This is a genomic window from Streptomyces sp. NPDC007905 (assembly GCF_042959345.1).
GTDB lineage: Bacteria > Actinomycetota > Actinomycetes > Streptomycetales > Streptomycetaceae > Streptomyces.
Genome location: NZ_JBIBKS010000001.1, coordinates 280,198 through 302,664 on the forward strand (window position 1 = coordinate 280,198; position 22,467 = coordinate 302,664).

Genomic DNA, 22,467 nt, shown 5'->3' on the forward strand with positions numbered 1-22,467 from the left:
GGATGCCGCGCGCCGACTCGCCGCCGCCGGGTACGGTGCACCGCCGACTTCACCCGCCCAGGTGCGTTACGCCACCCAGGTGGCGCATTCTTGCTGTGTCATCCACCCGGCGGCACGGGACGAGGTAGGGCCCATGGCTGGGAGCGGAGAGCTCGGGGTCCGGACGCGGGCCCGGCTTGCCGCGCTGCTGGTCGACGCCTCGACCGGCGCGCTCGGCGCGGCCGGCGGGCGCGTCGCGGGCGTGTACCTGCGCTCCAGCACCCCGGGGCTGCTGCGCCTCGCGGTGCTCGTCGGCCTGCCCGGCCCGCTGTTCCGGCCCTGGTGGCGGCTGCACCTGGGCAGGCCCTTCCCGGTGGCGGACGCCTACCGGCTCGGTGTCCAGGTGGTGCTGTCGAACGCCACGGAGACGGTGCGCCGGTACCCCCAGTTCGCGGCGGGCCTGCCCTTCCCGTTCGGGTCGGTGCACGTGCCCGTGCCGGGTGGGACCGAGCCGCTGGGCGTGCTCACGGTGCTGCGTCCGGCGGCGTCGGACAGCGTGGACGCGCTGCTGGACCGGGAACTGCTCGCACGGCTCGCCGAGGGGCTGGGCGCCGAGCTGCTCGGTCTCGCCGACGGGGACGAGGCGGCGGTCGCCTGGGACGGGGAGCCGCTGTGCGTGCGGCCGCCCGTGGTGCGGCCCGCGGAGGCCCGCGTGGGGCGGTTCACCTGGGATCCGGTGACCTCGGCGGTGCGCGCGGACGACCGGCTGCACGCGCTGCTCGGTCTGCGTCCGGGTGAGTGCGCGGGCACCGCCCCGGCGCTCGCGGACGCCTTGTCCCCGGCCGACGCCCACCGGATCCTGGCCGTCCTGCGCGAGACCGCCGCGGGGAGACCACCGGCCGCGCCCCTGCACCTGCGGTCCGGGGAAGGTGCCCCACGGCTGCTGGACGTGTGCCCGGGGGCAGCGGGCGGCGCGGCGTCCCTGATCTCCGGAATCGTCTTCGACCCCGGTCCGGCCGCCTCCGCGGACGGCGCGGCCGACCTGCTGCCGCAAGGGGTGTTCTGCCTGGACCGGCTCGGGTTGATCGTGTACGTCAACGAGGCCGCGGCACGGATGGCGGGCCGGGAGCGGGCGTGGCTGCTGGGGCGCCCGCTGTGGGAGGGGATGCCGTGGCTGACCGGTCCGCCGTACGACGACCATCTGCGCAGCGTGCTGCTGTCCCAGGAGCCGGTGCACGTCCACGTCCGGCGCCCGGACACCGACGGGGCGGGGCCCGGCGAGGGCGACTGGCTGGCGCTGTCGGTCCACCCCGGCCCGGACATCCTCACCTGCACGCTCGTCCCGGCCAGCCGCATGGACGCACCCGTGGAGCCGGCCCGCGACGGCACCGCAGTGGCCGATCAGCACGCCCCGGAGGCCCCGGTGGTCGGCGGCCACTCGCTGGCGCCGCTGTACCGGCCGATCGCGCTCGCCATCGCGCTGACGGACGCGGTGACCGCCCGTCAGGTGTCGGCGGTCGTCATGCAGGAGCTGCTGCCCGCGTTCGGCGGCCGTCGCCTGGCGATCTACCTGCTCCAGGAGCGGCACCTGTTCCTGGCGTGGGAGACCGGCTTCCCGCAGGGCTTCCTCGCCCCCTTCGACGGCGTCGGTCTCCATGCGCACCTGCCCGGTGTGGAGACCCTCACCACGGGCCGTCCGCTCTTCTTCGAGTCGATGCAGCAACTGGCGGCCACCTACCCGGGCATTCCACTGGACGCCGAGGAGGGCGCCCGTGCCTTCCTGCCGCTGATCGCCTCCGGCCGGCCGGTCGGATCCTGCATCCTCGGCTTCGACCGGTCACGCAGCTTCAGCACGCAGGAGCGTACGGTCCTCACCGCGCTCGCCGGGCTGATCGCGCACGCGATGGAGCGGGCGCAGCGCTACGACAGCGAGGCCGCGCTCGCCCGCGGCCTGCAGCAGGCCCTGCTGCCCCGGCGGCTGTCGGCGCACCCCGGAGTGGAGACGGCGGGCCGCTATCTGCCGGGCACCCAGGGCCTGGACGTGGGCGGGGACTGGTACGACGTCGTCGAGGCGGGGAACGGGCTGGCGCTGGTCATCGGGGACGTGCAGGGGCACGGGGTGCAGGCGGCGGCCACCATGGGTCAGCTGCGCAGCGCCGTGCGGGCCTTCGCGCTCGGCGACCGGCCCCCCGACGAGGTGCTGAGCGGCACGAACCACCTGCTCATCGACCTCGACCCGGGTCAGTTCGCCAGCTGCTGCTACCTGCGGCTCGACCCGGCTACCGGGCATGCGCAGGTCGCCCGGGCGGGACATCTGCCACCGTTGCTGCGCGGCGCCGACGGACGTACCCGGGTGCTGGACATCCCGGGCGGTGTCGTCCTCGGGGTGGACCCGCGGGCCCAGTACCCGGTGACCGAGCTGTGGCTGGAGCCGGACGCGATCCTCGCCCTCTACACCGACGGCCTGGTGGAGCGGCCCGGCGCCGACATCGACGACGGCATCGCCGAGCTCGCACTCGCGCTGGCGAAGGCCGGCGCGGCCGCCGGGCGGCGCGGTGGGCGGTCCCTCGCCGGGGTCGCGGACCGGCTCACCGCCAACGCCCGGGACGCCACCGACCGCCCCGACGACGTGGCACTGCTGCTCGCCACCCGCCGCCCCACGCCCCGCCGGTGACCGGAGCACGGCGCCGGGGCCTTCGGCCGTCACCTCGGACGACGCTCTCGCCTGACGGGGCGGGGCAGTGTAGACATGGGCTCATGGTCCGACTGCCCGGCCGGCCCGAGACTCGGCCACTCCGTCCTTCCGGGCACCCGCGCGCACCGCTGGGCGGGGGACAGGACCGTACGGGGGCGGACGACGAACCGCCGGGAGTGCTGCGATCGGCGGTGAACCGGCGCAGCGTCGCCGGGCAGGTGTTCCTTCTCCAAGTGGTGATCGTGCTGCTGCTGGTCGTGTCGGCCGTGGTGGCGCAGGTGCTCCAGGTCCGGCACGACACCAACCGGGAGGCCCGCAACCGCTCGCTCGCCGTCGCCCAGACCTTCGCCAACGCGCCCGGCACGGCGGCCGCGCTGCGCGCCCCGGATCCGACGGCCATCCTGCAGCCCAAGGCCGAGGCCGCGCGCAAGGCGTCCGGCGTGGACTTCATCGTCGTGATGAACACCGACGGCATCCGCTACACGCATCCCAGACCGGACCGCATCGGCAAGAAGTTCGTCGGAACCATCGGGCCGGCCGTGGCCGGGGGCACGGTGGTCGAGGAGATCAACGGCACGATCGGCCAGCTCGTGCAGGCCGTGGTGCCGGTGAAGGACGCCCACGGCAAGGTGGTCGGCCTGGTGTCGACCGGGATCACCACCGCGCACGTGGGCGGGGCCGCCGACCAGCAGCTGCCCCTGCTGCTTGCGGCGGCCGCGGCGGCGCTCGCGCTGGCCACCGCCGGCACGGCCCTGGTGAGCAGACGACTGCTGCGGCAGACGCACGGCCTGGGCCCGTCCGAGATGACCCGGATGTACGAGCACCACGACGCGGTGCTGCACGCGGTGCGGGAGGGTGTGCTCATCGTCGGCGGCGACGGCCGGCTGTTGCTCGCCAATGACGAGGCGCACCGGCTGCTGGACCTGCCCGAGGACGCCGAGCAGCGGCATGTGCTGGAGCTGGGGCTGGACGACGAGACGGCCGGGCTGCTCGGTTCCGGGCGGGTCGCCACGGACGAGGTGCACCTGGTCAAGGACCGGCTGCTGGCCATCAACCAGCGCCCCACCGACCTGCGCGGCGGCCCGCCCGGCAGCGTCACCACGCTGCGCGACTCCACGGAGCTGCGCGCCCTGTCGGGCCGTGCCGAGGTGGCGCGCGAGCGGCTGAACATGCTGTACGACGCCGGGGTGGGCATCGGCACCAGTCTGGACGTGAGCCGCACCGCGGAGGAACTGGCCCGGCTTGCCGTGCCCAGGTTCGCCGACTTCGCCACCGTCGACCTGTTCGACGCGGTGCTGAACGGCGAGGAGCCCAAGCCCGGGACCGCGCTGCGCCGGGCGGCCTGCAGCGGCATCCGCAAGGACGCCCCGCTGTACCCGGTGGGCGAGCGCATCCGGTTCGTGGCGACCTCGCCGCAGGCCCGGAGCCTGACGACCGGACAGTCGGTCGTGGAGCCCGTACTGCGCGAGGCACCGGGCTGGCTCGCCCAGGACCTGGAGCGCACCGGGGATGTCGTGGCCTACGGCATCCACTCGCTGATCACCGTGCCGCTGCGGGCCGGCAGCCTGGTCCTCGGTCTGGCCAGCTTCTGGCGTTCGGAGAAGCCGCAGCCGTTCGACGCGGAGGAGCTGGCCCTCGCCGAGGAACTGGTCGCGCGGGCCGCCGTGTCGATCGACAACGCCCGCCGCTACACCCGTGAGCACAGCATGGCGGTGACCCTGCAGCGCAGCCTGCTGCCCCGCAGCCTGCCCGAGCAGGGCGCCTTGGAGATCGCCTACCGCTATCTGCCCGCGCAGGCGGGGGTGGGCGGCGACTGGTTCGACGTGCTGCCGCTGTCCGGCGCCCGGGTGGCCCTCGTGGTGGGGGACGTCGTGGGGCACGGGCTGCACGCGGCGGCGACGATGGGCCGGCTGCGCACGGCGGTGCACAACTTCTCGGCGCTCGATCTGCCGCCCGACGAACTCCTCAGCCTGCTGGACGAGTTGGTGGGACGGATCGACCAGGACGAGACCCCGTCCGACGGCGCCGCCGCGGTCACCGGCGCGACCTGCCTGTACGCGGTGTACGACCCCGTCTCGCGGCGCTGCACGATCGCCCGGGCCGGCCATCCGCCGCCCGCGCTCGCGCACCCGGACGGCACGGTGGAGTTCCCGGACGTGCCCGCCGGACCTCCGCTGGGCCTCGGCGGGCTGCCGTTCGAGACGGCCGACCTGGAGCTGGCGGAGGGCAGCCGGCTGGTGCTCTACACGGACGGTCTGGTGGAGGACCGGGACCGGGACATCGACGTCGGCCTGGAGCTGCTGGGCGACGCCCTGCGCCGCGCGCCCGGCGCCTCGCCCGAGGAGACCTGCCGGGCCGTACTCGACCGGCTGCCCAACCGGCCCAGCGACGACATCGCGCTGATCGTGGCCCGCACCCGTGTCCTCGGGTCCGACCGGGTCGCCGAGTGGCAGGTGCCCTCCGATCCGGCGGCCGTCTCGGAGATACGGGCCTCGGTCACCCGGCAGCTGGCGGACTGGGGTCTGGAGGAGCTGTCGTTCACGACCGAGCTGATCCTGAGCGAGCTGGTCACCAACGCCATCCGGTACGCACGCGCCCCGATCGGCGTACGGCTGCTGCGCGACCGCTCGCTGATCTGCGAGGTCTCCGACCGCAGCACGACCTCCCCCCATCTGCGCTACGCGGCGAGCACCGACGAGGGCGGCCGGGGCCTGTTCCTGGTCGCGCAGGTCGCCGACCGCTGGGGCACCCGCTACACCCCCGACGGCAAGATCATCTGGGCGGAGCAGCCGCTTCCCTGAGCCCCCGGGCGCAAAGGTGTTGAGGACGCGTCCGGTGACGGGTGATGATCTCCGGCATGTTCTCGCGCAGAAACCGCCGACCGAAGTCCGCCGAACTCCTCAAGGCCTGGGAATCCCTGGATGCCGGCGATGTCCCCGGCGCACTGAGGCAGTTGCGGGCGGCCGGGGAGGAACAGCCGCTCGGCGAGCTGGCACTGGTGGTGGGACGGGCCGCCCGGGAAGCCGGCTTCGACGACCTCGCCCGGGCAGCGGCCGCGCTGACCGCCGCCCCCGAACGGGCCCGCGCCCTCTACGACTTCGGCTACGCCTGCGTCGAGCGCGGCGTCTCCTACCTGGCGATCCCCGCCCTGCGCGAGGCCCTGCGGCACAGCGCGGGCTCGCTCGCGGTGCTGCGGGAGCTGGTGTCCGCGTACGAGGACGAGGGCCGCCATCGCGAGGCGGTGGCCGAGCTGGCCCGGCACGAGGACGACCTGACGGACTGGCCGGACCGCTACCTCCTGGTGTTCAACGCGATCATGGCGGGCGACCTGACCACGGCTCGCCGCCACCACGCGCTGCTGACCGACCCCGAGGACCCCAAGTGGCAGCCCACCCGGGACCGGCAGAGCCGGATGCTCGCCCGTGCGGCCGACGCCGGGCGGGCGGGAGCGCTCGACCCGACCGATCTGCGCGGCTGGCAGTACGTGATCGGCGGCACGGTCCTCGGCACCCTCTCCCCGTTCGGCTTCGAGGCGGGGATGACCGGCCGGTACGCCTGGCTGCAGGACAGCCCGGAGCTGTGCCTGCGGGGCCTGCTGCGGCTGCGGACGCTGCTCGAGGCGGCCGGGGCACGGCCGCGCTCGGTGTCCCTGCTGCCCGACCGTGGCTCGCTGATCCTGGGGCTGGCCGCCGCCGAGGTGCTGGACCTGCCGGCCGAACCGTTCGCACCCGGACGCGAGGACACGGTGGTCGTGGCGTACGACCTCAACGGCCTGGCGGCCCACGAGGGAGGGCCGGAGATCGTCGGGCAGCTCTTCGGCCGCGTTCCCGGACAGGTGCTGCACGAGCACGCGAGCTGCTGGACGGACCCGCCCGCCGTCACCGCGGACAGCGTCGGGCTGCTGCACCAGTCGGTGGTGGCGCCCTGGGAGGGGCAGCTGCGTCAGGGCGCGGACGGCGGAGTCGAGCAGGGTCCGGCGGACGACCGCCCGGAGGCGGAGATCGCCGCCTGGATCACGGCGGCCGACCCGGCAGCCGACGACGGGGACGGCGAGGGCCCGGCGGACCCCGACGAGGCGTTCGCCGCCTTCGCCACGGCCGTTCGGGGCACGTGGCTGAGCGGCGATCGCGCCCGCCTGGCTTCCGCCGGGCCCGTACCGAGTTCCCGGTTCGCCTGAGCGTGCCGGTCGTCAGCCGCCGTCGAGCCGCGAGCGCAGCAGCCGCTTGCCCAGCTCGGCGCCCTTGCGGCTGTCCGCCTGCGCCTTGCGGAACAGGTCCACGACCTCGTTGTCCTTGTCGCGCTCGGCGTCCTGGATGTACGACTCCAGGCGCAGGGCGTTGCTCAGGCACGCCTCGACGTACCAGATCAGGTTGTAGTCCTTGTCCCGGGTACCGGTGACGTCGCCGGTCTCGCTGGTGCTGGTCATCCGGGGTCTCCTCCTTCTGTCGCCCCTGAGTCGATCGCTTTCGGAGAACCCCCGGGTACCCCTGCGGCCTGGGGGCATACCGCCCGAAAACGGACGGCGAAGGACTGGGCGCCGGGTGTCAGCCGAGGGCCCGGTCCAGGTTGAAGGCGGCGCTGATGAGGGACAGGTGGGTGAACGCCTGCGGGAAGTTGCCCTGCTGCTCGCCGGTGCGGCCGATCTCCTCGGCGTACAGCCCGAGATGGTTGGCGTAGGTGAGCATCTTCTCGAAGGCGAGCCGGGCCTCGTCGAGCCGGCCCGCCCTGACCAGTGCCTCGACGTACCAGAAGGAGCAGATGGAGAAGGTGCCCTCGTCGCCGCGCAGACCGTCGGGGCTGACCTGCGGGTCGTAGCGGTAGACGAGCGAGTCGGAGACCAGGTCCTCGGTGAGGGCGTCCAGGGTGGACAGCCACTTGGGGTCGGTGGGCGCGATGAACTTGGCGAGCGGCATCATCAGCACGGAGGCGTCGAGCACGTCGGCGCCCTCGTACTGCACGAAGGCGCCCCGGCGCTCGGACCAGCCGCGCTCCATGATCCGCCGGTAGATCGCGTCGCGGCACTGGCGCCACCGGAGCAGGTCGGCGGGCAGGCCGCGCCGGTTGGCGAGGCGGATGGCCCGTTCGATCGCGACCCAGCACATCAGCCGCGAGTACAGGAAGTCCCTGCGGCCGCCGCGGGTCTCCCACACACCCTCGTCCGGCTGGTCCCAGTGGTCGCAGACCCAGCCCACGAGGTGGCACACGTCGTCCCACTGGCCGCTGGGGATGGGCTGCGCCCACTTGTCGTAGAGGTAGATGGAGTCGATCAGGGCACCGTAGATGTCCAGCTGGAGCTGATCGGCGGCGGCGTTGCCGACGCGGACCGGAGCGGAGCCGAGGTGTCCCTCGAGGTGGGGCAGTTCGCGTTCGGGCAGGTCGGTGCGGCCGTCGATGCCGTACATGATCTGCAGCGGGCCGGAGCCGTCGCCGCAGCCCGGGGTGATGTGCGTGGTCACGAACTGCATGAACGCCTGGGCCTCGCCGCTGAAGCCCAGCCTGAGCAGCGCGTAGACGGCGAAGGCGGCGTCGCGGACCCACACGTAGCGGTAGTCCCAGTTGCGCTCGCCGCCGAGCTGCTCGGGCAGGCTGGTGGTGGGCGCGGCGACGATGGCTCCGGTGGGAGCGTAGGTGAGGAGCTTGAGGGTGAGGGCGGAGCGGTGCACCATCTCGCGCCAGCGGCCCCGGTAGCGGGACTGGTGCAGCCAGCGGCGCCAGTAGGAGACGGTCGCGTTGAACTGGTGTTCGGCCTCCGTGCGGGCACAGCCGCGGGGTGCCACCTCGGTGCCGACCTGGTCGAGGGCGAACACCGCCGTCTCACCCTCGCTCAGCTTGAAGTCGGCCCGCGCGTCCCGGGCGTCGCACTCCACGGTGACGGTGGAGGTGAGCGCCAGGGACTGCTGCGGGGACTCGAAGACGACCAGGCCGTCCAGCAGGCGCAGGGTGTGCGGGTCGGCGCCGTAGTTGAAGCGCGGGGCGATCAGCGCGCGGAAGGGCACGGTGCCGCGGACGCACACCACGCGCCGGATCAGCCGGTGCCGGCCCCCCTCTTCCGACCCGTCTCCGGTAACCGGCATGAAGTCCTGCACCTCGCCCACGCCCTCCTCGGTGAAGAAGCGGGTGATCAGCACGTTCGTGTCCGGGAAGTAGAACTGCTTGGTGCGCGCCGGCACGGCGGCGGCCAGCTCGAAGCGGCCCCCGCGCTCGGCGTCCAGGATGGCCGCGAAGACGCTGGGGTCGTCGAAGGACGGGCAGCAGTACCAGTCGATCGTGCCGTTGGTGCCGACCAGGGCGATACTGCGCAGGTCACCGATGAGGCCGTGCTCGGCGATCGGCAGGTACCGGGAGCTCCCGGACACCTCCTGCTGGAAGGGCATGTCGGCCATCACTCAGGCCTCTCCGGTGCGGCGTGCTGCCGTTTTCCACCTTATGGGCGGATTTCCAGCTTACGGGTGAGTGCATCGCCGCGCGGTGGGCAGGCGCTTGGCACCCGACCCTCCGGCGCCTTCCGGATGCAGGGTGAGCGGAGGCGGGGAATCGTGAGAGTGTGCCCCGTTCGGCGGCACCGGCACGGATGCGGTCATCCGGACCGAGGAGGAGGCATCATGTCGACATCCACCCCAGAAGAGTCCCGGTCGTCCGACGACCACTGCACCCCGGACGCCCTGCTCCATTCCGCTCCGAGGGATCTCACCCCGGAGGACATGGTGATGGCGACGGGCAGGGACGTCACCCCGGCGACCCTCGACTGGGCGCGCCGCAAGATGGAGGCCGAGGGACAGGCCGCCATCGAAAAGCTGCTGCCTTAGGGCGTTCCGGGAGGCTTCAGGACACCAACGGGGAGGTGCCGGGCAGGGGCGCGCGCGCTGGTCACGCGGGGGCGCGTCCGCCCGGCGCCCATGCCTGCCCGCACAGGGACGGCACGGGCCTTCCGCAGGGCGGCCGGCGGCTGCCAGACTCCGGAAGATGCCCGACTTCGACATGCTCGTCATCGGATCCGGACCCGGCGGGCAGAAGGCCGCCATCGCCGCGGCCAAGCTCGGCCGCCGGGTCGCCGTCGTGGACCGCCCCGACATGCTCGGCGGGGTCTCCCTGCACACCGGCACCATCCCGTCCAAGACACTGCGCGAGGCCGTGCTGTACCTGACCGGTCTCACCCAGCGCGACCTGTACGGGCAGAGCTACCGGCTGAAGGAGGACATCACCGTCGCCGACCTGACCGCGCGCACCCGGCACGTGGTCGGCCGGGAGGTGGACGTCGTGCGCAGTCAGCTGTCCCGCAACCACGTGGCCGTGTACTCGGGCACGGGCCGGTTCGCCGACCCGCACACCGTCGCCCTGCGCGACGAGGCCACCGGTCACGAGCGGCTGCTGAGCGCCGAGCACATCGTCGTCGCCACCGGCACCCGGCCGGCCCGGCCCGGCACCGTGGAGTTCGACGGGCGGACCATCATGGACTCGGACAACGTGCTCTCGCTGGAGCGGGTGCCGCGTTCCATGGTGATCGTGGGCGCCGGGGTGATCGGCATGGAGTACGCCTCGATGTTCGCCGCGCTCGGCAGCAAGGTGACGGTCGTGGAGAAGCGGCCCGGGATGCTGGACCTGTGCGACGTCGAGGTGGTGGAGTCGCTCAAGTACCACCTGCGGGACCTCGCCGTCACCTTCCGGTTCGGGGAGACCGTCGCGGCCGTCGAACGCCATGCCCGGGGCACCCTGACCGTGCTGGAGAGCGGCAAGAAGATCCCCGCCGACACGGTGATGTACTCGGCGGGTCGCCAGGGCCTGACCGCCGACCTCGACCTGCCCAGGGCGGGCCTGACGGCCGACCCGCGGGGCCGGATCCGGGTGGACGAGCACTATCGCACCGAGGTGCCGCACATCTACGCCGTCGGCGACGTCATCGGCTTCCCGGCCCTCGCGGCGACCTCCATGGAGCAGGGCCGAGCGGCGGCGTACCACGCGTGCGGGGAGCCGGTCGGGCGGATGCACCAGCTGCAGCCGATCGGCATCTACACGATCCCGGAGATCAGCTTCGTCGGCCGGACCGAGGATCAACTCACCGAGGACCGCGTGCCGTTCGAGGTGGGCGTGGCCCGCTACCGGGAGCTGGCCCGGGGCCAGATCATCGGGGACTCCCACGGCATGCTGAAGCTGCTGGTCTCCCCGCGGGACCGCACCCTGCTCGGTGTGCACTGCTTCGGCTCGGGCGCCACCGAGTTGATCCACATCGGGCAGTCCGTGATGGGCTGCGGCGGCACCGTGGACTATCTGGTCGACGCGGTGTTCAACTACCCGACGCTGGCGGAGTCGTACAAAGTGGCGGCCCTGGACGCGACGAACCGGCTGCGCCAGCTCGACCACTTGGGCGACTGAGGGGGCGGGCGGGTCCGTTCGCCGCGGGAGTCGCCCCCGTGCGGCGGGGGGCCGGCCGGTGGCCGGTCGTGCCGTTCCCCGCGCCCCCCGACCGGGTCGGCCCGCGTCGGCACCCGCCCACCGCCGCTCCGGGCCGGCCCCTCAGATCTCCGGCAGGTCCGTCTCCGACACCACGTGCATCGCCGCCTCCTCCGCCCCCGCCGCTCCCCCGTCGATCCCGACGTCGGCAGCGATCTCCTCCTTGGTCGTGTCGGTGTGCGCCCCCTCGTCCGGGGCGACCAGGCGGCCCGCGCGGTCCGCGCCGGCCTCGGGATCGACCGGTTCGCCCGCGCCCCCGGGCAGGTCGCCGATCTCGTCGCCGGGCGGCACGTCCACGTCCGGGACCTCCTGGCCGAGCCGCTCCTCCAGGGTTTCTCCCTCCTGCTGTTCGGCGGCGGTGGTGCCGTGCTTGGTGACGCCCAGGGGCCGCTCCGGCGGGGAGTAGCCCTCGTCCAGGACGTCGTCGTAAGTGCGCTCGTCGACCGCGTCCTGGAGATCCAGGGGCCCCGCGTCCTCCTGCTCCTCATTGGTTCCGGTGGGCTGGTAGACGTCGTCCGCCATCGGGGTCTGCTCGGCCTGCTGATCGCTCATCGCCGCCTCCTTCTCGACTCGACCGTTCGGTCCCGGACCGCGTTTCCCGTGCGTCGCGTCTCTAACCCCGCCGGCATCCGAACAGGTCAGCGCCGATTACCGGTTGGTCATCTTGAAAGGTCAACGAGTGCCGCTATCATCACACCCACACACCGTGACCGTCCGCCGACGCTCGGCAGCACGGTGCCCACCACCCCCTTTGCACCACCCGTGCGCCACCCCCTTTTCTCCTGGCCGGCCCCTGACCCGAGGCCATCCTTCTTCCGGGTCCGAGGCGGGTCCCCACCCCCCACCCGTACGCGTCGGGCCAGACGCCCGTGCGCCGTGCACGACCGGAAAGCGGCACGACCATGAGCAACAACAGGGGCAGAGGGCTGCAGGCCAATGTCCTCGGCACGTTCGACACCGTGGTGATGGCGGTGGCCGGCAGCGCGCCGGCGTACTCGCTCGCCGCGACCACCGCCGTGCTCGTCGGCGCGGTGGGACTGGCCAGCCCGGCCGCCCTGCTGTACTGCGCGATACCCATGCTGGGCATCGCCCTGGCGTTCAGTTACCTCGGCCGGATCGACGTCAACGCGGGCGCCAGCTACTCCTGGGTGGGCCGTACCCTCCACCCGTTCCTGGGCTTCATCAGCGGCTGGGCGCTGGTGATCTCGGCGACCATCTTCATGGTGGCCGGTTCGCTGCCCGCCGGGTCGATGACGCTCGCCCTCTTCGACGACAAACTCGCGGAGAACACGGCGCTGTCCACTGCGGTCGGATCGGTGTGGTTCCTCGTCATGCTGGGCGTGGTGCTCGGCGGGGCACGGCTCACCGTCCGCGCCCAGTTGCTGATGTCCGGCGTGGAGCTGGGCATCCTGGCGCTGTTCGCGGTGCTCGCCGTCCTCCACTCGCACAACGCCCGCGCCTTCGACTGGTCCTGGCTGGGCTTCTCCCACTTCGACGGCGTGAGCGGGTTCGCGTCCGGCGCGCTGCTCGCCGCGTTCTACTACTGGGGCTGGGACGTGACCAGCAACCTCAGCGAGGAGACCCGCAACAGCCGTCGCACGACGGGACTCGCCGGTCTGATCGGGGTCGGCATCGTCTTCCTGCTGTTCGAGGTGTTCACCATCGCGGTGAACGTCATCCTGACCTCGAAGCAGATCGAGGAGAACGACGCCAACGTGCTCGCCGTACTGGGCGAGGAGATCTGGCCCGGCTGGGGCGGAAAGCTGCTCATCGTGTCGGTGATGCTGTCCACGATCGCCACGCTGGAGACCACGCTGATCCAGGTCACACGCTCGCTGTTCGCGATGGGCCGGGACCGTACGATGCCCTCCGCGCTGGGCCGGGTGCACCGCACCTGGAACACGCCCTGGGTGGCGATCGTGGTGGTCGGCGCGGTGGCGCTGGCGATGTTCATCGCCTCCAACGCGCTCGGCTCGGTGGGCGAGATCCTCTCCGACGCGATCTCGGCGATCGGTCTGCAGATCGCCGTCTACTACGGCCTCGCCGGCCTCGCGGTGGTCGTCGCCTACCGCAAGATGCTGCTGAGGTCGGCGGCCAACTTCGTCCTCGGCGGCCTGTGGCCGCTGCTCGGCGCCCTGTTCATGTTCTGGATCTTCGTCGAGTCGCTGGGCGAGCTGAGCGGCGCCGCGATCGCGATCGGCATCGGAGGACTCGCCGTCGGGCTGCTCCCGATGCTCTGGTACTGGCGGCGGGGCAGCGACTACTACCGTCCCGCGAAGCTGGACGCGACCCGCACCGTGGAGACGGGGTACGTTCCCGAGGGCGCGGGTGTGCTGTCCCGGCTGCACGAGGGTCTCCCCACCGACTTCTGAGGGAGATCCCGATGGCGCGAGACCGTTTCACGCCCGATTTCGACCCCGACTACGGGGACGCGCCGCTCACCGCCGCCCGGCAGGACATCGTCATCGGCCGCTGGCAGGGCCTCAGGGACCTGTTGTGGGTCACCGGCGAGGACTGGACGCTGCGCGGCCACCGGGTACGGCTGCTGGCGCAGGCCTGCGCGGGCAGTTCGACGGTGGAGTCGTGGCTGGCCGCCGAGCCCGGCAACGCGGACGCACAGGTGCTGCGCGCGGCCACGGAGACGGCCCGCGCCTTCCACCTGGCCATCACTGCCGGGAGGGGTGTGCCGATCGACCCGGACCGCGTCGACAGCGCGGTCCTGGCCTGTCTGCACGCCACCGAGGCCTGCCCCGAGGACCCCACGCCATGGGTGTCGCTGATCTCGGTCGTCCGGCTGTATCCGACGGGCGTACGGCGCCGGGAACTGGCCCGCTGGTGGGAGGAGTTGCACCGGCGGGACCCGTACGGCATGGAGGGCCATCTGCAGGTGCTGCACTACTACTCGGCCCGCTGGCACGGCACGCACGGCCTGATGTACGACTTCGCCCGGGACGCGGCCGGAGCGGCTCCGCTGGGCTGCCCGCTGCCGGTGCTGGTGCAGTACGCCCGGGTGGAGGAGTACCGCTACGCCCTGGACGGCGCTCGGGGCCGGCGCGGTGCGGTGAGCCTCGGCCCGCACTGGGACCACGACGGCGCCGTCAACGACGTCCGCCGCACCTGGGAGCGCTGGGTCCGGGCGCGCCCGGACAGCGACGTGGCCCCGACCGAACTGCGGGACCTGAACTACCTGGCCCACGCGGCGTGTCTGGCCGGCACACCGGACGTCGCCGCGGCCACACTCCGTCTGCTCGACCGCCGCGCCACCCGCACCCCCTGGTCGTTCACCGGTGACCCGGTGCAACAACTGACGAAGTGGCGCAGGGAGTTGGGGGTGCGGGGCTGACATGCCGGGCCAGTGGTTCGACGACGTGACCAGAAGGGAGCCGGCCGCATGGTGGCACGGGCGACCGCGCACCGGAGGCCGTCCTCGGTGCCGGCGGCACGGGACAAGCTCGTCCGGCAGAGCCGGGGCGGCCACCGCCCTGGACGTGAGCAGGGCGCCGACCAGGGCGCTGAGGTGACCATGGCCTCGGCCCCGGCCTCTTCGAAGGCGTCGTAAGGCCGGCGAACAGGTGGCGGGGAAAGCCGCCCGCGGCCACCGTCAGGCGGACAGCAGGCCCCGGCCGAGCCAGTCCCTCGCGTCCCGCACGCCGGGCAGCGCAAAGAAGTAGCCGCCGCCCGTCGGGGAGATGTAGTCGACCAGGGGCTCGTCGATCAACCGGGTCTGCACGGCCTCGAACTGGCGCTTGACGTCCTGCTGGTAGCAGCAGAAGACCAGGCCCATGTCGAGGTTGCCCACCTTGTCCACGCCCCGGTCGTAGTTGTAGCCCCGGCGCAGGATGCGGGAGCTGTCGGTCTTCGCGGTGCGCGGGTTGGCCAGGCGGATGTGGGCGTCCAGCGGGATCGCGGTGCCGTGCGGATCCTTGACGTAGTTGGGGACGTCCGTCTCCCTGGCGCCGTCGAGCGGGGCGCCGGTGTCCTTGCGGCGGCCGAACATCTTCTCCTGCTCGGTCAGCGACACCCGGTCCCAGAACTCCACGAGCATCCGGATGATCCGGATCACCTGGTAGCTGCCGCCGGTGGCCCAGGCCGGCTCGCCCTGTCCGTCGCCGACCCAGATGAGTCTGTTCGTCTCACGGGCCGAGCCGACGTCGGGGTTGGCGATGCCGTCCTTGAAGCCGAGCAGGTTGCGCTGGGCGCCGGTGGGGCGCGGGGCGTTCTGGAAGCCGTCGATGCGCCACTTGATCTGCAGGGCGCCCCGGGTGTGCCGGGCGATGTCGCGCAGGGCGTGCAGCACGGTGTCCTGGCTGTCCGCGCACAGCTGGAGGGACAGGTCGCCGTGGCATTCGGCCGCGTCGAGGTTGTCGTTCGGGAACGTCCGCATCGGGGTGAGCCGGGCGGGCTTGGCCCTGGCGAGGCCGTAGCGGTCGTCGAAGAGGGAGGCGCCGACGCCGACGGTGACGGTCAGGGAGTCCGAGGGGACCTCGGGGCCGAGGATGCCGCTGTCGGAGGGCGGCGCGCCGACGCCCAGGTCGGTGGGGGTACCGCCGGAGGTGAGGAAACGGGCCCGCTCGGTGACGGTCCGCAGCAGGTCGGTCAGGCCCTTGCGGTCGTCGGCGATGACGTCGAAGGAGACGAAGGTGGCAGCGGCCGGGGCGGGCGTGACGATCCCGGCCTGGTGGGCGCCGTGGAAGGGGACCTTCGCGCCACTGTCGGCGCCCGTACCCTGGGCCCGGGCCGTACCGCCGCTCGCGCCGAGCGCGAAGCCTCCGCCGGCCAGCACCGCGCCCGCGGCCGACGCGCCCAGCGCGGTCCGCACGAAGGAGCGGCGGGCGGGGCCGGCGGGGCAGGCCGGCGTCTGGGCAGTGGACATCGAAGGGTTCCCTTCCAGGTGCGGCTCGGTGCTCATCAGGCGGACTTCCGGATCTCGAGGAGGTCCGGGACCGGGGCGAGGTCTTCCAGCAGCTGTCCGGTGGCGCCGTCGACGCGCTGCCGGTCGGCGGTGTCGAGCTGGTCGACGGGGGTCCAGTGGGTGCCGTCGTGGGCCGCGTCCAGGAGCTTTTGGAGCCGGGCGATGTCCGCGTCGGCCCTGGGGAGCAGCTCGGGTGCGCGGCTGGTCAGCAGCGGCTCGAGGACGGTGAGCAGCTCGCGGGTACCGCCGAGGTTGGCGTCGGCGGTGGCGAGGGTCGTGCCGCTGCCCTGGTCGGTGTCGCCGGTCAGCTCGAACTGGAGGGTGTTCTCCAGGATCTCGTGGGCGCGCAGCGGCAGGTCGCCGGGGTCGAAGGCCTGGGCGGGGAAGGCCTTCCGCAGGCCCGCGGCCGCGTCGGTGAGCTGCTGGGCGGGGGCCCTCAGGTCCTTGGCCGACTCGCCGTGCCACAGGCCGTACTCGACGCGCAGGAAGCCGGTGAAGTCCTTGTCCCGCACGCCGTTCACCAGTCCGTCGGGCCGCCCGTCGATCTTGCGGTCGAAGTCCTCGAAGGTGCCGTAGGCGGCGCCGAGGGAGGCGTAGGTGCGGTGGGCGGTCAGCCAGTCCGTGCGGGCCTTGTCGAGGTGGCCGCCCTCGATGTCGTCCTCGAGGGTGCGGGTCTGGGTGACGAGCGTTTCCAGTCCCTGTTGGACGTACGTCCTGTACGCCTTCAGGGGCGCGGTGAGGTCCTGCTCCGAGACGGGGACGACCGGCTTGGCCGCTCCCCCGCCGTTGACGCGCAGTGCCTTCGAGGTGACGGCCCTGCCGCCGGTGGGGACGCAGCGCCAGGCGTAGCTGCCGCCCGCCACGGTGGCGACCAGGTCGCGGGTGGTGCCGGGGGCCAGGCCCTCGATCTCGCCGTAGACCGCGCTGGTCGCCGGGTCGACGAGGTACACCTCGGAGGTCTTGCTGCCGGTGTTGTGCATCTGGAAGGTCTGCCGGCCGGGCTTGGGGGTGCTGAAGCCCCTGCCGCACTCGGTCTCGGAGACGGCGACGGTCTGGTCGCCCACGGGCTTGGGTCGGGCGAGGGCGACGACGAGACCGGCGAGCAGGGCGGGCAGGGCGACCACCGCGGCCGGGATCACCCAGGCGGGCCGGCGCCGCCGGGGGCGGGCCGCCTTCGGCTCGGGCGCGGGCCGCTCGGCGGCCTGCTTGGGCGCCGTGGCGCGGACCCCTCGCACGAACAGGGTCATCACTGCGACGAGGTAGAGGGCGTAGGCCACCACCTGCAGCCAGGTCATGGTGGGGGTCAGGTTGAACACGCCCTGGATCAGCGTGCTGTACCAGGACCCGGCGTCCACGCCGGCGGCCAGATCGACCGCGTAGGCGGTCTTCCCGGGGAGCACGCCGCCCTCCTGGAGGTCGCGCAGGCCGTAGCCGAGGACACCGGCCGCGATGACGATGAGGACGGCGCCGGTGGCGGTGAAGAACTTGGTCAGGTTGATCTTCAGGACCCGGCGGTACAGGCCCCAGCAGAGGCCGGCCGCGAGGACCAGGCCAGTGGCGGCGCCGGTGAGCGGGCCTGCCGACTCGCCGGCGGCGCGGGCGGTGGTCCACAGGAACAGGGCCGTCTCCAGGCCCTCACGGCCCACTGCGAGGAACGAGGTGAGGATCAGCATCCCGGTGCCCATGGCGAGGGCTCCGGTGACCTTTTCCTTCAGCTCGCCGGAGAGGTTGCGGGCGGAGCGGCGCATCCAGAACACCATGGCGGTGACGAACACGACGGCGATCACGCTGAGGGTGCCGCCGAAGGCTTCCTGGGCGGTCTGTGACAGGGAGGCGGCGGTGAAGGTGAGGATCGCGCCGAAGCTCATGGCCACGGCGATCGCGGCCAGGACGCCCGTCCACACCTGCGGCAACCGCGAGCGTGCCTCGGCCCGCACCAGGGTGGCGACGAGTATGGAGACGATGAGTCCGCCTTCGAGTCCCTCTCTCAGTCCGATCAGGAAACTCGGAAACGCGTCGTCCCACATGCCCTGCGGCCCTCCCAGTTAGTGAAGGCATGCCTTACCTTCGCGGACCATCATGACTACAGGGATGCAGTCGGCCGGTCATGAAGTGGCAATGGAAAGGCAAAGTCCGGGAACGATCCAGGGCCGTCGGTCGTCTGCAGTGCAGTAAGCCGTCTACAAATGTGTAGTCGGAAGTAGTCGAAGGAAGGCGTGCGGCGATGGCCACCCCCTCAGATCTGTCGTCGCAGCTCGCGGTCAACGTGCTCGACGCCCACTCCCTGCTGGCCGCCTTCGGCGTGCTCGGCGTCGCCGTGGTGTTGTTCGCGGAGACGGGCCTGCTGATCGGCTTCTTCCTGCCCGGCGACTCCCTGCTGTTCACCGCGGGTCTGCTGTGCTCGGGCGCCTCCGACCGCGGTGTGCACCTGTCACTCGGGCCGCTGCTCGTCGCGTCGGCCGTCGGTGCCCTCGCGGGCTCGCAGTGCGGGTATCTGCTGGGCCGCAAGGCGGGCGGGACGCTGCTCGCGCGCAGCCGGTCGGCCCGGCTGCACGAGGGAGCGCAGCGGGCCGAGGAGCTGCTGGAGCGGTACGGACACGCGAAGGCGATCGTGCTGGCCCGCTTCGTGCCGGTGGTGCGCACGGTGCTGAACCCGATGGCGGGCGCGCTCGGCGTGCCGATGCGCACGTTCACCCTCTGGCAGGTGGCCGGCGGGCTCGTGTGGAGCCTCGGCCTCACCCTCGCCGGCTACGCGCTGGGCTCGTCGATCCCGAACGTCGACAAGTACCTGCTGCCGGTGATCGCGCTGATCGTCGTCGTGTCGCTCATCCCGCTCGGCGCCGAGGTGCTGCGCTCCCGCAGGGCCGCCAGGGAGGCCCGCGGATGATCCTGGCACTCACCGGCTCGTCGGTCGACGGACCGCTCTACCGGGAGGTGGTGGACCTCGCCCACCGCTCCCCCGGCCCGCTGGACGGCGTCGTCACGGCGTGGTCCGCGTACGGGCTCGCGGTGGTCGCGCTGCTCATGGTCGCCGGCTGGTGGCGGGCCCGGCGGGCCGGCGCCACGGCGGCCCTGACGGCCCTGACGGCTCCGGTGGCCGTGCTGGTGGCCTTCGGCGTGGACGCCGGGCTCAAGCTGCTGGTGCGGGAGGACCGGCCCTGTCGCGGACTGCCGTTCCACACGCTGGAGGCCTGTCCGGCGCCGGGCGACTGGTCGTTCCCCAGCAACCACGCCGCGATCGCGGCCGCAGCCGCGGTCGCCCTCTTCTTCGTCTCCCGCCGGCTGGGGGCCGTCGCCGCCGTGTGCGCCGTGGCCATGGCGGCCTCCCGGGTCTGGGTGGGCGTCCACTATCCGCACGACGTCCTCGCGGGAGCCCTCGTCGGGGCCCTGGTCGCCTTCTTCGTGATGACCGTGCTCCGGCGCCGGCCGCAGGGCCTCGCAGAACGGTTGGCGACGACCCGGCTGCGTCCACTGCTGGTGTCATGAACCGCAAGGGCATCGCGGAACTGGCGGGCAGCGCCGCCCTCGGCGCCTGGGCGGCCTTCGCGGTGCTGGCGCTGGTCGTCTCCGGCCGGCACGGTGCCCCGTTCTTCCTGGACCGCTCGCTCCTGACCTGGTCCGTCGGCCACCGCTCGGCGACGACGGTGGCCCTGGCCCGCGGGCTGACCGCCACCGGCACCGGCGTCGTCCCGTACGCGATGGTCGTCCTCGCCGGGCTGCTCGTGGGCGGCACCCGGCGGCAGCGGCTGGTGACGGCACTGCTCGCCGCCGCCTGTCTCGCCACGGGCGAGGCCGCGCGGTACGGCGTCATGGAACTGGTCGGCCGGGCCCGTCCGCCCCACCAGGACTGGCAGACGCACGCCTCGGGCTGGGCGTTCCCGTCGGGGCACGCCACCACCTCGGCACTGACCGCCGGACTGGTGATCCTCGCGATGTGCGTACGAGCCCCGCGCGGCCGCGTCCCGCTGTGCCTGGCGGTGGCGTGCTGGGGAGCCGGGGTGGGCCTGACCCGGGTCTTCCTCGGCGTCCACTGGTTCACGGACGTGCTCGGCGGCTGGCTCTTCGCCGTCGGCTGGCTCGGCGTCTGGCTGTGCGCGGCGGCCTGGTGGCTGCCCACGCGCCTGATCACGGGTTCCGGCGAGCCGGATCCCCCACCCACCAGCGACACGGCCGATGCGCCGTTGGAGAAGCATGCGCCCCAAGATCCTGGTCGTCGAGGACGATCACGCCCTGCGTGACGTGCTGCGTCGCGGGCTGCACGACGAGGACTTCGACACGGTGACCGCCGCCGACGGCGCCACGGCGCTGCGGCTCGCGGCACCCGACGTGGCCGCCGCGGTGCTGGACGTCGGGCTGCCCGACGCGGACGGCCGGGACGTGTGTCAGGCGATGCGGGCGAACGGCTTTCTCGGTCCGGTCGTCTTCCTGACCGCGCGGGGCGGACTCGCGGACCGGTTGTCGGGTTTCTCGGCCGGCGGCGACGACTACCTGCTCAAGCCGTTCCACCTGGCCGAGCTGGCCGCCCGGCTGCGGGCCGCGCTCAGACGGGCCGCTCCCCCGCCGACGGCCGCCACCGCGGGCGGGCTCGTCCTGGACCCTGTCCGGCACAGCGCCGTGGTGAACGGCACCCGGATCGAACTGACCCCGACCGAGTTCCGGCTGCTGGCGGCCCTCACGGCGGCGGGCGGCGGCTTGGTGCGCCGCCGCGAGCTGGTCCGGGCGGGCTGGCCGGAGGGCGCGCAGGTCAGCGAGAACACGCTGGACCAGTACCTGACCCGGTTGCGGCGCAAGCTGCGCGCGACGGGCAGCGAGCTGACCATCGGCACCGCCCGCGGGATCGGCCACCGGCTCGCATGAGGGCACACGCGGTGCGGGAAGAGTCACCGGCTCGCATGCGGGCACACGCGGTGCGGGAACAGTCACCGGCTCGCATGCGGGCACACGCGGTGCGGGAACAGTCACCGGCTCGCATGCGGGCACACGCGGTGCGAGATCCGTATGAGACGGGTATGAGTGCCGCCCGTACGAGGTTCCCCGCCCCCGCGACGTTCGCCGCCCGTCTCGCGCCCCGCACCCTGCGCGGCCGGCTCTCGCTGGTCGCGTTGACCACGGCCGCCCTGCTGATGGTGATCCTCACGGTGGTCTTCAACACCGTGGTGCGCCACCGGCTCCAGCGGGAGGCCGACGACGAACTGCGCACCCGTGCGGCGGCCGTGGCCACCACCGTGGACACGCGCGGAGGACGGGTGCGGGTCCTGGAGACCGTCAACGACCGCCTCCTAGACATGAACGTGTGGATCTACGCCGGCGACCGGCTTCTCGAACAGCCGCCGTCCGGGGCCCGCACGGGCACCGTCACCCGCGCCGTCGGCGCCCTCGCCGCCGCGGGCAGGCGTGGCTGCGCCACCGTGGGCGGCCACCACCCGGTCCGGCTGTGCGCCGAGCCGGTGGCCGGGCACGGGACGACGGCCACCATCGTCACCGCGCTGGACCTGTCGCCGTACCGGAGTTCGGCGAAGACGTTGCTGCTGGGTTCGTTCGCGCTGGACGCGGGGATACTCGCCTGCACCTACGGACTGACCCGCCTCGCGGTCGGCCGGGCGCTGCGGCCGGTGCGCACGATGACACAGGAGGCGACCCAGTGGAGCGCCGTGGCCTCCGAGGAGCGCTTCGGCGGCCGGGGCCGGCCCGCCGAACTGGCCGCGCTCGGCGCCTCGCTCGACGCGCTGCTGGACCGGATCCGGGGGGTGCTGCGGCACGAGCGGCAGCTGACCGGTGAGCTGTCGCACGAGCTGCGCACCCCGCTGAGCAGGATAGTCGCGGAACTCGACTGGTGGCACTCGCGTCCCCGGTCGGAGGCGGAGACCCGGGCGACCCACGAGGTCGTCGCCGAGGCCGCCCGCTCGATGCGCGCGATCTGCGACACCCTGCTGGACGAGGCCCGCGGCGGCGTGCCCGCGGCCCCCGGCACGGCCGAGGTGCTGCCCGCCCTGCACCGGGTGGCGGCCTCCCTGGACGCCCCCGGCCCGCTGCGGGTCACCGTCACCGCCGACGGGACGCCGCTGCGGGCGGGTGTGCAGCCCGCGCTGCTGGAGCGGATCGTCAGCCCGCTGCTCGCCAACGCCGTGCGTTATGCCCGTACGACGGTCACGCTCACCGCCCGGCGGGTCGCGAACGGGATCCGGGTGGAGGTCACGGACGACGGGCCGGGCGTGCCCGAGTCGTTCCGGGACGAGCTGTTCCGGCCGGGCCGGCGGGCCGACCCGGGCGACGGACATGGCGGAGCGGGCCTCGGGCTGCCGCTCGCGCGGCGTCTGGCCCGCTCCGCCGGAGGCGACGTGTCCCACGATTGCGGGCACGCCCCGGGCGCCCGGTTCGTGGTCACGCTGCCCGCCGGATGAACGACCCGGCGCGAGCGCCGGGGAGCCTCGCG

The 22,467-nt window shown here is 73.1% G+C and carries 17 protein-coding genes; 12 read left to right on the plus strand and 5 right to left on the minus strand.

Annotated elements, in window-relative coordinates; translation table 11 throughout:
- Positions 1-133: 133 nt before the first annotated feature.
- The 3 genes from ACFZDC_RS01425 to ACFZDC_RS01435 all read left to right on the plus strand — a co-directional run bounded on the left by ACFZDC_RS01425 (position 134) and on the right by ACFZDC_RS01435 (position 6,851).
- The gene (locus ACFZDC_RS01425) at positions 134-2,653 is read left to right on the plus strand and encodes a SpoIIE family protein phosphatase (protein WP_391319310.1); all 2,520 of its coding nucleotides are present in this window, start codon (positions 134-136) and stop codon (positions 2,651-2,653) included.
- A gap of 83 nt (positions 2,654-2,736) precedes the next feature.
- The gene (locus ACFZDC_RS01430) at positions 2,737-5,475 is read left to right on the plus strand and encodes a SpoIIE family protein phosphatase (protein WP_391319311.1); all 2,739 of its coding nucleotides are present in this window, start codon (positions 2,737-2,739) and stop codon (positions 5,473-5,475) included.
- A gap of 56 nt (positions 5,476-5,531) precedes the next feature.
- Positions 5,532-6,851, plus strand: a complete 1,320-nt coding sequence (locus ACFZDC_RS01435; RefSeq protein ID WP_391319312.1) for a tetratricopeptide repeat protein — start codon at positions 5,532-5,534, stop codon at positions 6,849-6,851.
- A gap of 12 nt (positions 6,852-6,863) precedes the next feature.
- Here the strand turns inward: ACFZDC_RS01435 and ACFZDC_RS01440 are convergent, their stop codons facing one another.
- On the minus strand, positions 6,864-7,100 hold the full coding sequence (locus tag ACFZDC_RS01440) for a hypothetical protein (protein WP_391319313.1): 237 nt from the start codon (positions 7,098-7,100) through the stop codon (positions 6,864-6,866).
- A 118-nt stretch (positions 7,101-7,218) separates the two neighbouring features.
- A complete protein-coding gene (locus ACFZDC_RS01445) occupies positions 7,219-9,057 on the minus strand; it encodes a glycoside hydrolase family 15 protein (protein WP_391319314.1) in 1,839 nt (612 codons plus the stop codon).
- 219 nt (positions 9,058-9,276) lie between these two features.
- On the opposite strand from ACFZDC_RS01445, the gene ACFZDC_RS01450 reads away from it, so the two are divergent.
- Positions 9,277-9,480, plus strand: a complete 204-nt coding sequence (locus ACFZDC_RS01450; RefSeq protein WP_391319315.1) for a hypothetical protein — start codon at positions 9,277-9,279, stop codon at positions 9,478-9,480.
- A gap of 157 nt (positions 9,481-9,637) precedes the next feature.
- Positions 9,638-11,044 (plus strand): Si-specific NAD(P)(+) transhydrogenase, encoded by a 1,407-nt coding sequence (gene sthA, locus ACFZDC_RS01455; protein ID WP_391319316.1) that lies wholly within the window; start codon positions 9,638-9,640, stop codon positions 11,042-11,044.
- A 141-nt stretch (positions 11,045-11,185) separates the two neighbouring features.
- Here sthA and ACFZDC_RS01460 read toward each other — a convergent pair whose 3' ends face one another.
- Entirely contained in the window at positions 11,186-11,674 is a 489-nt protein-coding gene (locus ACFZDC_RS01460; protein WP_391319317.1) for a DUF5709 domain-containing protein, read from the minus strand.
- A gap of 350 nt (positions 11,675-12,024) precedes the next feature.
- Between ACFZDC_RS01460 and ACFZDC_RS01465 the strand changes: the two genes are divergently transcribed.
- Both ACFZDC_RS01465 and ACFZDC_RS01470 read left to right on the plus strand, forming a co-directional pair.
- The gene (locus ACFZDC_RS01465) at positions 12,025-13,494 is read left to right on the plus strand and encodes an amino acid permease (protein ID WP_391319318.1); all 1,470 of its coding nucleotides are present in this window, start codon (positions 12,025-12,027) and stop codon (positions 13,492-13,494) included.
- 11 nt (positions 13,495-13,505) lie between these two features.
- Positions 13,506-14,465 (plus strand): hypothetical protein, encoded by a 960-nt coding sequence (locus ACFZDC_RS01470; protein WP_391319319.1) that lies wholly within the window; start codon positions 13,506-13,508, stop codon positions 14,463-14,465.
- 258 nt (positions 14,466-14,723) lie between these two features.
- Here the strand turns inward: ACFZDC_RS01470 and efeB are convergent, their stop codons facing one another.
- Together efeB and efeU are read right to left on the minus strand one after the other, a co-directional pair.
- Positions 14,724-15,995, minus strand: coding sequence for an iron uptake transporter deferrochelatase/peroxidase subunit (gene efeB, locus ACFZDC_RS01475; RefSeq protein WP_391319320.1), 1,272 nt, complete (start codon positions 15,993-15,995; stop codon positions 14,724-14,726).
- A gap of 35 nt (positions 15,996-16,030) precedes the next feature.
- Positions 16,031-18,061 carry an iron uptake transporter permease EfeU gene (efeU, locus tag ACFZDC_RS01480; RefSeq protein ID WP_391319321.1) on the minus strand — a complete coding sequence of 677 codons (2,031 nt, stop codon included), beginning with the start codon at positions 18,059-18,061 and terminating at the stop codon, positions 16,031-16,033.
- A gap of 197 nt (positions 18,062-18,258) precedes the next feature.
- Here efeU and ACFZDC_RS01485 point away from each other — a divergent pair, with 197 nt between their 5' ends.
- The 5 genes from ACFZDC_RS01485 to ACFZDC_RS01505 all read left to right on the plus strand — a co-directional run bounded on the left by ACFZDC_RS01485 (position 18,259) and on the right by ACFZDC_RS01505 (position 22,435).
- A complete protein-coding gene (locus ACFZDC_RS01485; protein WP_391319322.1) occupies positions 18,259-18,921 on the plus strand; it encodes a VTT domain-containing protein in 663 nt (220 codons plus the stop codon).
- On the plus strand, positions 18,918-19,520 hold the full coding sequence (locus tag ACFZDC_RS01490; RefSeq protein WP_391319323.1) for a phosphatase PAP2 family protein: 603 nt from the start codon (positions 18,918-18,920) through the stop codon (positions 19,518-19,520). Before ACFZDC_RS01485 ends, ACFZDC_RS01490 begins: the two co-directional genes overlap by 4 nt.
- Positions 19,517-20,272: a phosphatase PAP2 family protein gene (locus ACFZDC_RS01495; RefSeq protein WP_391319324.1), complete on the plus strand. Its 756-nt coding sequence runs from the start codon at positions 19,517-19,519 to the stop codon at positions 20,270-20,272. Before ACFZDC_RS01490 ends, ACFZDC_RS01495 begins: the two co-directional genes overlap by 4 nt.
- Complete coding sequence (locus ACFZDC_RS01500) at positions 20,226-20,891, plus strand: response regulator (protein WP_391319325.1); 666 nt, start codon at positions 20,226-20,228, stop codon at positions 20,889-20,891. Before ACFZDC_RS01495 ends, ACFZDC_RS01500 begins: the two co-directional genes overlap by 47 nt.
- A 152-nt stretch (positions 20,892-21,043) precedes the next feature.
- The gene (locus ACFZDC_RS01505) at positions 21,044-22,435 is read left to right on the plus strand and encodes an ATP-binding protein (RefSeq protein ID WP_391319326.1); all 1,392 of its coding nucleotides are present in this window, start codon (positions 21,044-21,046) and stop codon (positions 22,433-22,435) included.
- Positions 22,436-22,467 lie beyond the last annotated feature (32 nt).